At 63.6% G+C, this 11220-nt stretch carries 13 protein-coding genes; 2 read left to right on the forward strand and 11 right to left on the reverse strand.

Going from position 1 to position 11220, the window contains the following annotated elements:
- The coding region (locus tag KUO17_RS12875) for an ATP-binding cassette domain-containing protein (protein ID WP_341869617.1) at positions 1-143 on the reverse strand (143 nt) is incomplete at its 3' end.
- Positions 144-334: 191 nt separating this feature from the next.
- Between KUO17_RS12875 and fliK the strand changes: the two genes are divergently transcribed.
- Positions 335-1906, forward strand: a complete 1572-nt coding sequence (gene fliK, locus KUO17_RS12880) for a flagellar hook-length control protein FliK (protein WP_217975941.1) — start codon at positions 335-337, stop codon at positions 1904-1906.
- Positions 1903-2238 carry an EscU/YscU/HrcU family type III secretion system export apparatus switch protein gene (locus KUO17_RS12885; protein WP_217975942.1) on the forward strand — a complete coding sequence of 112 codons (336 nt, stop codon included), beginning with the start codon at positions 1903-1905 and terminating at the stop codon, positions 2236-2238. Before fliK ends, KUO17_RS12885 begins: the two co-directional genes overlap by 4 nt.
- A gap of 25 nt (positions 2239-2263) precedes the next feature.
- On the opposite strand, the gene KUO17_RS12890 is transcribed toward KUO17_RS12885, so the two are convergent.
- The 10 genes from KUO17_RS12890 to KUO17_RS12935 form a co-directional block, all read right to left on the reverse strand.
- Positions 2264-2656, reverse strand: coding sequence for a DUF2802 domain-containing protein (locus KUO17_RS12890; RefSeq protein ID WP_163945282.1), 393 nt, complete (start codon positions 2654-2656; stop codon positions 2264-2266).
- 1 nt (position 2657) lies between these two features.
- The gene (locus tag KUO17_RS12895; protein WP_217975943.1) at positions 2658-3137 is read right to left on the reverse strand and encodes a chemotaxis protein CheW; all 480 of its coding nucleotides are present in this window, start codon (positions 3135-3137) and stop codon (positions 2658-2660) included.
- Between the two features lie 64 nt (positions 3138-3201).
- Positions 3202-4101 (reverse strand): CheW domain-containing protein, encoded by a 900-nt coding sequence (locus KUO17_RS12900; protein ID WP_217975944.1) that lies wholly within the window; start codon positions 4099-4101, stop codon positions 3202-3204.
- Positions 4101-4889, reverse strand: a complete 789-nt coding sequence (locus tag KUO17_RS12905; RefSeq protein WP_217975945.1) for a ParA family protein — start codon at positions 4887-4889, stop codon at positions 4101-4103. The genes KUO17_RS12900 and KUO17_RS12905 overlap by 1 nt, the downstream gene beginning before the upstream one ends.
- Before the next feature lie 43 nt (positions 4890-4932).
- On the reverse strand, positions 4933-5820 hold the full coding sequence (gene motD, locus KUO17_RS12910) for a flagellar motor protein MotD (RefSeq protein WP_217975946.1): 888 nt from the start codon (positions 5818-5820) through the stop codon (positions 4933-4935).
- Between the two features lie 3 nt (positions 5821-5823).
- Complete coding sequence (locus KUO17_RS12915) at positions 5824-6564, reverse strand: flagellar motor protein (RefSeq protein WP_217975947.1); 741 nt, start codon at positions 6562-6564, stop codon at positions 5824-5826.
- Complete coding sequence (locus KUO17_RS12920) at positions 6564-7685, reverse strand: protein-glutamate methylesterase/protein-glutamine glutaminase (RefSeq protein WP_217975948.1); 1122 nt, start codon at positions 7683-7685, stop codon at positions 6564-6566. The genes KUO17_RS12915 and KUO17_RS12920 overlap by 1 nt, the downstream gene beginning before the upstream one ends.
- A gap of 45 nt (positions 7686-7730) precedes the next feature.
- On the reverse strand, positions 7731-9962 hold the full coding sequence (locus KUO17_RS12925) for a chemotaxis protein CheA (protein ID WP_217975949.1): 2232 nt from the start codon (positions 9960-9962) through the stop codon (positions 7731-7733).
- 12 nt (positions 9963-9974) lie between these two features.
- Positions 9975-10763, reverse strand: coding sequence for a protein phosphatase CheZ (locus tag KUO17_RS12930; RefSeq protein ID WP_217975950.1), 789 nt, complete (start codon positions 10761-10763; stop codon positions 9975-9977).
- A gap of 19 nt (positions 10764-10782) precedes the next feature.
- Positions 10783-11157 (reverse strand): chemotaxis response regulator CheY, encoded by a 375-nt coding sequence (locus KUO17_RS12935; RefSeq protein ID WP_038996366.1) that lies wholly within the window; start codon positions 11155-11157, stop codon positions 10783-10785.
- Positions 11158-11220: the final 63 nt, after the last annotated feature.

An 11220-nucleotide genomic window follows, 5' to 3' on the forward strand; every position in this document is an offset into this window, starting at 1 on the left:
CGCAGCAGGCTGGTCTTGCCGCTGCCGTTGGGGCCGCTGATCTGCAGCATGTCACCGGCCGCCAGCTGCAGTTCGAGGTGCTCGAAGAGCATTCGCCAGTCACGCTCGCAGGCCAGGCCCACAGCTTCGAGTCGAGGAGTCACAGGTTCGCCTTATTGGTTCGGATGACAGTCTCAAGTCGGCCCCGGCCTTGCCGTTATACTGGACAACGGATCCACAGCCCGGCCGGTCTGATCGGGCGCGCCGCTGCACCGGGCACGCCCGCAAAGATCGGGCGGCATTATACATGGCATGTCCTACTGCAAAGAGGGCTATTTCCACAGGTTGTGACGTGATGACAGGCGAGATCAACAGCCTTGGCCCGCAGGCTGCGGCCAATCCCCAGGCACGCAGCGCGGCCATGACAGGCGAGCTGCTCAAGCTGCTGCAACCCCAGGCTGCGCTGCTCGCCCCGGGTGAAACCGCGCAGGCAAAGGTGCTGTCCTTGCGTCAGGTCGGCCAGGATTTCCAGCTGCTGCTGCAACTGACCCAGAACAACGGCCGCCAGACCACCGTGCAGACCAGCGTCAGCCAGCCGTTGCCCCAGGGCAGCGAACTGACCGTCAGCCAGCCCAATGCCAGCAATCTGGCCATCACCGTGCAGCAGGCGATCGCGCGCAACGTTGCCAGCCTGACGCAGCTCGACACCCGCCAGCTACCGCCCGGCACCCTGCTGCAAGGCAAGGTGCTGACCACCCAGGCGCTGCCCCAGGCCGCCGGGCAACCGGCGCTGTTCCGCTCGCTGGTGACCCTGCTCAACACCGCCCAGGCCGGCGCCACCCTCAACATCGACAGCCCGCGCCCGCTGGCGCTGGGCAGCCTGCTCAGCGCGCGGGTGCAGGGTGAACAGTCGATCAGCTTCGTGCCCCTGAGCGGTCGCCAGGAACAACTGGCGATCACCCAGCACCTGAGCACCCAGCAGAGCCGCCAGGCATCGCTGCAGGGGCTGCTCGCCAGCCTGCAGCAACTGAGTGGCCAGCAACGCCTGCCCGTCGAGGTGCGTGCCAGCGTCGACACCCTGCTGGCCAGCCTGCCCGACCTGCGCCAGCTCAGCGATGCCAAGGGGCTGGCCCAGGCACTCCACAACAGTGGTGCGTTTCTGGAGGCCAAGTTGTTGAGTGGCGCACCCGGCGGCCTGACGCCCGACCTCAAGGCACAGGTGGTTCGCCTGGTGGCACAGTTGCTGCCTGGTTTGCCCAGCAGTACCCAGTTCAACCCGGCGGCCGCAGCCAGCACACTGGCCCAGGCGATGCCGGGCATGGTGCGCAACGCCCTGGGCATGCTCGGTCAGGTCAGCCCGCGCCCTGCCCCAGGCAACTTCCCGCTCCCCTCCAGGCTGCTGCAAAGTGCCGATGGCGAAGACGACCTGGAACATTTGCTGCGCCTGGCGGCGGCGGCCATCTCACGCTTGCAGAGCCACCAGTTGGCTGGCCTGGAGCAGACCCGCACCACCGCCGAAGGCAACCTGCAGACCACCTGGCAACTCGAAATTCCGGTACGCAACGGCCAGGAGTTCATGCCGCTGCAGATGAAGTTCCAGCGCGAGGAAACCCCGGAGCAACAGGCAGACGCAGAGCGCGAGCGGCGTGACCCGCTGGAGATGCTCTGGCGCGTCGAACTGTCCTTCGACCTCAGCCCGCTGGGGCCCTTGCAGGTGCAGGCACAGATCAGCCAGGGCAACCTGTCGAGCCAGCTGTGGGCGGAGCTGCCGAGTACGGCGCAGTTGATCGACAGCCAGCTCGACAGCTTGCGTACCCGCCTGGTGGAGCGCGGACTGACGGTCGGCGAGTTGCGCTGCCATCACGGCACGCCGCCGCAGGGGCCGCGAACGCACCTTGAACAACGCTGGGTGGATGAAAACGCATGACCCTCAAGACCCCACGCCAGGCCATCGCCCTGACCTATGACGGCCAGCAGGCACCGACGTTGAGTGCCAAGGGCGAGGATGAACTGGCCGAGGCGATCCTGGCGATCGCCCGCGAGCATGAAGTGCCGATCTACGAGAATGCCGAACTGGTGCGCCTGCTCGCACGCATGGAACTGGGGGATCAGATCCCCGAGGCGCTGTACCTGACGATTGCCGAGATCATTGCCTTTGCGTGGCAGCTCAAGGGCCAGGTGCCGGCAGGGTTCGTGGACAATCGCGCGCCGGAACGCGACATCACCCCGAACCCGCACAGCCTGCCGGCCCCTGACTGAAGCCGCGCAAGCCTGCCCCGCGGTTTCAACCGCGGTGCAACTTGCTCATCAACTCCGCCTCGGCCTGGGTCAGGCCGCAGGACTGGGTGAGCTCGTCGACACTGGCGCCCATGCCCACCAGCCGCGCCGCCTGGGCGAACGACAGGCTGTTGGGGTCGCGCTGTTCCAGTTGCAGCAGCTTGTCCGGCAGGGGCGCCACCACGGCGCGCAGCTCATGCAGCGCGTCGCCCATGCGTACGGTGCCATTCTGGTAATCGTCCAGGCGCTTGGCCAGGTCCTTGATGCGCTGATCGCGCAGCGCATCCCCCTGGGCCTGCTGCGAGGCCAGCTCGCGCTGGCGCTTGCTGTACCCGTAGAACAACCAGAGGCTCACGGCCCAGACCAGCGCCAGAAATATGACTGCAACCTCGAGAATCAAATCAGATGTTCTCCAGCTCGGACCACTCTTCCTCGGTCATCATCTTGTCCAGCTCGACCAGGATCAGCAGTTCGTTGTTCTTGTTGCACACGCCCTGGATGAACTTGGCCGACTCTTCGTTACCGACGTTCGGCGCGGTCTCGATCTCCGACTGACGCAGGTACACCACTTCGGCGACGCTATCGACCAGAATGCCGACGACCTGCTTGTCCGCCTCGATGATCACGATGCGGCTGTTATCGGTGATATCGCTCGAGCTCAGGCCGAAGCGCTGGCGCGTATCGATCACGGTGACCACGTTGCCGCGCAGGTTGATGATGCCCAGTACGTAGCTTGGCGCACCCGGTACAGGGGCGATCTCGGTATAGCGCAGCACTTCCTGCACCTGCATCACGTTGATGCCGTAGGACTCGTTGTCCAGCTTGAACGTCACCCACTGCAGGATCGGATCGTCGGAACCCTGCGCAGTCATGTTTTTCATTCCCCTAACCCTCAAAAGCCGCCTTCGGCGGTGTGCTCAGTGCAGTCGCGGCAGATGCGACCGATTATTTATGCGTGTTGTGCAACTGCTTGACGGCGCCACTGGCAATCAGCTCGGCCAGTTCGGCGACGTCCAGCAGTGCACACATGTGTTCAATCACGGTGCCGGCCAACCAGGGCCGCTGGCCGCGCTGGGTTCGCCACTTGATCTCGCTCGGGTCCAGGCGCAACGAGCGGCTGACCTGATGCACCGCCAGCCCCCACTCATAGCCCTGCACCGAAATCACGTATTGCAGGCCCTGGCGGAAATCATCGCGGTAGCGGTCGGGCATCACCCAGCGTGCCGTATCCAGCACCTTGAGGTTGCCGGCCTGGCTGCGCAGGATGCCAAGAAACCAGTCGGGCTGGCCGAACAGCGGTGTCAGCTCCTGGCCGGCAAGCGAGTAGATCGACCCCAGACACACCAGCGGCACGGCCAGGGTGAGGCCCGCCACATCGAACAACAGGCATTCGAAGGGCTCGGCGGCCCAGGCCGGGCGGCCGTCCCCGCGAAGCGGTGGCACGGGCTGATCAGTGCCAGCCGGCAGGTAGACGTCCACCAGGGGCTCGACCGGTGCCGGCGCCTGAGGCACGGGCGCAACGCGCTCGACAGCCTCGAGCACTTCAGCCACTTCAGCGATCAGCGGCGGCGCGATGACCGGCATGACCAGCCGCGGCGGTTCGGCGAACACCGGCACTGGCGCCTTGAGCCGGGCATCGCGGGCCTGCTCCTCAAGCACGGCAGCCTGAAAGTCGTCGAGCACCGCAGGCGCATCAGCCACCACAGCGGCCGGTGCCTCGATGACACGGGCGACGGCAACCGGCGCAGGCGGCTCGAATGCTTCGGTAGCCTCCTGCAGCAAGCCGTCCAGGTAGGACTGCAAGGCAAGTTGAGGCTTGGTGGCGACCAGCTCGGGGCGATTCATCACGCCACCTGCGCAACGGCAGTCTGCGTCAGCAGATGCTTGAGCAAGGCCCGGTAAGCCACCACACCACGGCTCTTGCCGTCGAATTGCGACGGCGTCAGCCCTGCGCGACTGGCATCGCGCAGGCGCGTATCGACCGGGATATAGCCTTGCCAGATGGACTCGGGGTAGGCATCACGCAGCACCCGCAAGGTGCCCATCGAGGCCTGGGTGCGGCGGTCGAACAAGGTTGGCACGATGCTGTAGGGCAAGGCCTGCTTGCGCGAGCGGTTGACCATCGCCAGGGTGCTGACCATGCGTTCCAGGCCCTTGACCGCCAGGTACTCGGTCTGCACCGGGATCACCAACTGCTGGCTGGCCGCCAGCGCATTGACCATCAGCACGCCGAGCAACGGCGGGCTGTCGATGATCGCGTAGTCGAAATCTTGCCACAGCTGCGCCAGACTCTTGGCGATCACCAGCCCCAGGCCACTCTGCCCCGGCGACTGGCGCTCCAGCACGGCCAGTGCGGTACTTGAGGGCAGCAGCGAGATCCTGTCGTCGCTGGTGGGCAGCAGCAGTTGGCCCGGCAACCCTTCGGGCACCGTACCCTTGTGCAGGAACAGGTCGTAGCTGCTGTGCTCCAGTGTGTCCGGGTTATGGCCGAAGTAGCTGGTCATGGAGCCGTGCGGGTCGAGGTCGACGACGACCACGCGCTTACCTGCCTCGGCCAGCAAACCGGCCAGGGCGATGGATGTGGTGGTCTTGCCGACACCACCTTTTTGATTGGCTACTGCCCAGACTCTCATTGCGCTGCTTCCTCCCGGTCGGGTCGGACCCTGCCGGGATCGATTAAAAGGTCGACGACGGAGAATTGACGGGATTGCGCCCGGCCGTCGGTGCTACGGCTGGCGGTGCAGTTTGTGTGCCAGCACGCTTCATCGCCGCATCCGGCGTGGCATTGGCGCTACCCGTGGCGGTCAGGCTACGGCGCACTTCAAGGTTGCGCGAGATCACCAATACCACCCGGCGGTTCTGCGCACGCCCTTCGGCACTGCTGTTGCTGGCAATCGGCTGGAACTCGCCATAGCCCACCGAGGCCATGCGTGCCGGGTTCACCCCCTCCATGGCCAGCAGGCGCACGATGCTCGCGGCACGTGCCGACGACAGCTCCCAGTTGGTGGGGTACTGCGCGGTACGAATCGGCTGGTCGTCGGTAAACCCTTCGACGTGCACCGGGTTGGCGAATGGCTTGAGAATGTTGGCGACCTTTTCGATGATATTGAATGCCTTGTCGCTGGGCATCGCATCGCCGCTGCCAAACAGCAGCGAGGAGTTGAGCTCGATCTCGATCCACAGTTCGTTGCCACGCACGGTCATCTGGTCCGACTTGATCAGGTCGCCAAAGGCATCGCGCACATCGTTGGCGATGGTCTGCAACGGGTCGCTGGAGGTCTGCGCCAGGCCAGCATCGACCTGCTCGCTGTCCTTGATCAAGGGTTCGGCGGGCTTGACGCTGAGCGGGCGCTCGTCGCCGATGGGGATCGGCTTCATGCTGCGTTCGGGGTCGTTGAACACACCGATCAGGGCCTGTGAAATGACCTTGTACTTGCCCTCGTTGATCGAGGAAATCGAATACATGACCACGAAAAAAGCAAACAGCAAGGTGATGAAGTCGGCGTACGACACCAGCCAGCGTTCGTGGTTTTCATGTTCCTCGGGTTGACGACGACGGGCCATGGCTTACTCCATGAAGCCCTGAAGCTTCAGTTCGATCGAACGTGGGTTCTCGCCTTCGGCAATCGACAACAAGCCTTCCAGGAGCATTTCGCGGTAGCGCGACTGGCGCATTGCCAGGGCCTTGAGCTTGCTGGCGACCGGCAACAGGATCAGGTTGGCACTGGCCACGCCGTAGATGGTGGCGACGAAGGCCACGGCGATGCCGCTGCCCAGTTGCGACGGATCGGCCAGGTTGCCCATCACATGGATCAGGCCCATCACGGCGCCGATGATACCGATGGTCGGCGCGTAGCCGCCCATGCTCTCGAACACCTTCGCAGCCTGGATATCGCGACTTTCCTGGGTGTAGAAATCCACTTCCAGAATGCTGCGAATGGCCTCGGGTTCGGCACCATCGACCAGCAGTTGCAGGCCTTTGCGTGCATACGGGTCAGGCTCGGCATCGGCCACGCCTTCAAGGCCCAGCAGGCCTTCCTTGCGTGCGGTGAGGCTCCAGTTGACCACCCGATCGATGCCGCCGGCCAGGTCCACGCGCGGCGGAAAAATGATCCAGCGCACGATCTGCAACGCGCGCTTGAACGCACTCATCGGCGACTGCAGCAGCGAGGCTGCCAGGGTTCCGCCGATCACGATCAACGCTGCCGGGCCATTGAGCAGCGCCGACAGGTGGCCGCCTTCGAGGTAGTTGCCGCCGACAATGGCGACAAACGCCAGGATAATCCCGATCAGGCTCAAGACATCCATCAGATGCACGCCTCCACCAGGTGCCGGCCAATGTCATCCAGGCCGTACACCGCATCGGCCAGGTTGGCCTTGGCGATGGCCATCGGCATGCCGTAGATCACGCAGCTGGCTTCATCCTGCGCCCACACCTGGCTACCGCCCTGCTTGAGCAGACGCGCGCCTTCACGGCCGTCGGCGCCCATGCCGGTCAGCACTACCGCCAGCACCTTGTCGCCGTACGACTTGGCGGCCGAACCGAAGGTGATGTCCACGCAAGGCTTGTAGTTCAGGCGTTCGTCGCCCGGCAGGATTTTCACCGTGCCACGCCCGTCCACCATCATCTGCTTGCCGCCAGGCGCCAACAGCGCAAGGCCGGGACGCAGTACATCACCATCCTCGGCTTCCTTGACGCTGATCTTGCACAGCTTGTCGAGGCGCTCGGCGAAGGCTTTGGTGAAGGCCGCCGGCATGTGCTGGATCAGCACGATCGGCGCCGGGAAGTTGGCTGGCAACTGGGTCAGCACCCGCTGCAGTGCCACCGGGCCACCGGTGGAGGTACCGATTGCCAGCAGCTTGTAGGCCTTGCGCTTGGGCGCAGGCGAACTCGGTGCGACGGCACGCGCGGGTGCCGGGGCAGGCGCTGGCGTACGTGCCGGGCTCGGGGTGGCCAGGCTGCTGACACTCGGCGCGGCGGCAGGTGCCGGAGCGCTCGGCGCAGGGCTGGAATAGGCACTGAAACGACGATTGCTGCGCGAAATGGTATGCACCTTTTCACACAGCAGTTGCTTGACCTTCTCGGGGTTGCGCGAGATGTCTTCGAAGTTTTTCGGCAGGTAGTCCACCGCACCGGCATCCAGTGCGTCGAGGGTGACCCGCGCGCCTTCATGGGTGAGCGAGGAGAACATCAGCACCGGGGTCGGGCACCGCTGCATGATGTGACGCACGGCAGTGATGCCATCCATCATGGGCATTTCATAGTCCATGGTGATGACGTCGGGCTTGAGCGACAGCGCCTGATCGATCGCTTCCTTGCCATTGGTCGCGGTACCGACCACCTGGATAGTCGGGTCCGCTGAAAGAATTTCCGAGACACGGCGGCGGAAAAAACCGGAATCATCCACCACCAGGACCTTGACTGCCATAAACACTCCATTACGGGGCGCGACCACGTGGCCGCGCCACCGGGATCAGATACGCCGTGCGGCGTAACGCTTGAGCATGCTCGGCACATCGAGAATCAGCGCGATGCGCCCGTCACCGGTAATGGTGGCGCCCGACATGCCCGGGGTGCCCTGCAGCATCTTGCCCAACGGCTTGATGACCACCTCTTCCTGGCCCACCAGTTGGTCGACCACGAAGCCGATGCGCTGGGTGCCTACCGAAAGGATCACCACGTGGCCTTCGTGCTGCTCTTCATGCGCCGCCGAGCTGACCAGCCAACGCTTGAGGTAGAACAACGGCAGGGCCTTGTCCCGTACGATCACCACTTCCTGGCCGTCGACCACGTTGGTGCGCGACAGGTCCAGGTGGAAGATCTCGTTGACGTTGACCAGCGGGAAGGCGAAGGCCTGGTTGCCGAGCATGACCATCAGGGTGGGCATGATCGCCAGGGTCAACGGCACCTTGATGACGATCTTCGACCCCTGACCCTTGGTCGAGTAGATATTGATCGAGCCGTTGAGCTGGGAAATCTTGGTCTTTACCACGTCCATGCCCACGCCGCGGCCGGACACGTCGGAGATCTCGGTCTTGGTCGAGAAACCCGGGGCGAAGATGAGGTTGTAGCATTCGCTGTCGCTCAGGCGATCGGCGGCGTCCTTGTCCATCACGCCGCGCTTGACCGCAATGGCGCGCAATACGTTCGGGTCCATGCCCTTGCCGTCATCGGAGATCGACAGCAGGATGTGGTCGCCTTCCTGTTCGGCGGCCAGGATTACCTTGCCGCTGCGCGCCTTGCCCGAGGCCTCGCGCTCTTCGGGGGTTTCCACGCCGTGGTCGACCGCGTTGCGCACCAAGTGGACCAACGGGTCGGCCAGGGCCTCGACGAGGTTCTTGTCCAGGTCGGTCTCTTCGCCCACCAGTTCCAGGTTGATCTCTTTCTTGAGCTGGCGGGCCAGGTCGCGAACCAGTCGCGGGAAGCGTCCGAAGACCTTCTTGATCGGCTGCATGCGGGTCTTCATGACCGCGGTCTGCAGGTCGGCGGTGACCACATCCAGGTTCGACACGGCCTTGGACATGGCCTCGTCGCTGCTGTTCAGGCCCAGGCGCACCAGGCGGTTACGCACCAGCACCAGTTCGCCGACCATGTTCATGATTTCGTCCAGGCGCGCGGTATCGACCCGCACGGTGGTCTCGGCTTCGCTGGCCGGATGCTTCTCGGCAGGCGCTGCAGCCTGGCGTGCAGGGGCCGCGGCCGCAGCCTTGGCCGGGGCGGGTGCAACCGCAGGCGCCGGTGCAGGCTTGGCTACCGGCTTGGCTGCAACCGCCGCCGCAGCAGCCGGGGCAGCGGATGCCGGGCTTGCCGTATCGGCGGCGAACTTGCCCTTGCCGTGCAGCTCGTCAAGCAGCGCTTCGAATTCGTGCTCGGAGATATGATCCCCCGCCGCCGGCGCTGTCGCGGCGGGCGCCGCAGCACCTGGCAACGCATCGGCAGCGAATGTGCCCTTGCCATGCAACTGGTCCAGCAGTGCTTCGAATTCGTCGTCGGTGATATCGCCACTGGCAGGCGCCGCACTGGAATCGACTGGCGCAGCCGTCGCCACGGCGCCAACACCGTCAGGGGCAAACTGCCCCTTGCCGTGCAACTGATCCAGCAGCGACTCGAACTCTGCGTCGGTGATTTCGTCGCTGGCGTTCGCCTCGACCGCCACCGGCGTCGGCGCCTCGGCCTGGGCCTGGGCCTGGGCCTGGGCAGCATTGAGCGAATCGAGCAGTTGTTCGAACTCGCTGTCGGTGATGTCGCCAGAATCGGCTTCGGCCACCGGCTCAGGCTCTGGCGCCACGGCAACAGGCGCCACTTCATCGGCGCCGCCAGGTTCGGCCAGGCGCGCCAGGGCAGCCAGCAGTTCAGGCGTGGCAGCCGTGATATCGGTACGCTCGCGCACCTGGCCAAACATGCTGTTGACGGTGTCCAGGGCTTCCAGGACCACGTCCATCAGTTCGGCATCGACACGCCGTTCGCCCTTGCGCAGGATGTCGAAGACGTTCTCGGCGATGTGGCAGCACTCCACCAGCTCATTGAGCTGGAGGAAGCCGGCGCCCCCTTTTACAGTGTGAAAACCGCGAAAAATTGCATTGAGCAGGTCGGCATCATCCGGGCGGCTTTCCAGCTCGACCAGTTGCTCGGACAGTTGCTCAAGAATTTCGCCGGCTTCTACCAGGAAATCCTGAAGGATTTCTTCATCGGCGCCGAAGCTCATTAAACGTGCTCCCTAAAAACCCAGGCTGGACAACAGATCGTCGACATCGTCCTGACCGGACACAACGTCTTCACGTTTATCGGCATGAATCTGTGGACCTTCACCCCGAGTCGGATGTTTTTCTTGATCTTTTTCAGCACGCAGCTGGTCGTGGTCATGTTCGATACCGGCAAACCGGTCGACCTGACTCGCCATCAATACGAGCTTGAGCAGATTGCTTTCTACTTCGGTGACCAATGCCGTGACGCGCTTGATCACCTGGCCGGTCAGGTCTTGGTAGTCCTGGGCCAGAAGAATATCGTTGAGGTGCCCGGCGACCTTGCGGTTGCCTTCAGCACTGTGCGTCAGAAAACCGTCTACACGCTTGGCCAGCTCGCGAAACTCCGCTGCAGACACTTCACGCCGCATGAAACGCTGCCAGTCAACGCTCAGGCTGGCCGCCTCGGCGCCCAGTTCGTTGAGCACCGGCGTGCTTTCCTCGACCAGGTCCATGGTGCGGTTGGCAGCGCCCTCGGTGAGCCTGACCACATAGGACAAGCGCTCGGTGGCATCGGTAATCTGCGAGACTTCCTCGGCCTGCGGCATGTGCGGGTCGATCTGGAAGCTGACGATCGCACTGTGCAGCTCGCGGGTCAGCTTGCCCACTTCCTGATACAGGCCAAGATCACGGGTCTGGTTCAGCTGATGGATCAGTTGCACCGCGTCGCCGAATCGGCCTTTTTCAAGGCTGCTGACCAGCTCCTGGGCATGTTTCTTCAGTGTCGACTCGAAGTCGTCCAAAGATGATTTTTTTTGCTCCATAGCGCCCCCGTGGCGTACCTCAGCTATTGACGCGCTCGAAGATCTTTTCGATCTTTTCTTTCAGCACCTGGGCGGTGAACGGCTTGACCACATAGCCGTTGACGCCGGCCTGGGCCGCTTCGATGATCTGTTCGCGTTTGGCTTCGGCAGTCACCATCAGCACCGGCAGGTGCTTGAGGCGCTCATCGGCACGCACTTTGCGCAGCAAATCGATACCGGACATGCCTGGCATGTTCCAGTCGGTCACCAGGAAATCGAAGTGGCCGCTTTCGAGCATCGGCAACGCCGTGGTGCCATCGTCGGCTTCCTGAGTGTTGGTGAAGCCCAGATCACGCAGCAAGTTCTTGATGATCCGCCGCATCGTCGAAAAATCGTCGACGATGAGGATTTTCATGTCTTTGTTCAATTAGACCTCCAAGCAGTCTTTAACGCGTTCAGCGCTGAACGCGCATTCAAT

Origin of the sequence: Pseudomonas aegrilactucae (genome assembly GCF_019168305.1) — a bacterium.
Lineage (GTDB): Bacteria > Pseudomonadota > Gammaproteobacteria > Pseudomonadales > Pseudomonadaceae > Aquipseudomonas > Aquipseudomonas aegrilactucae.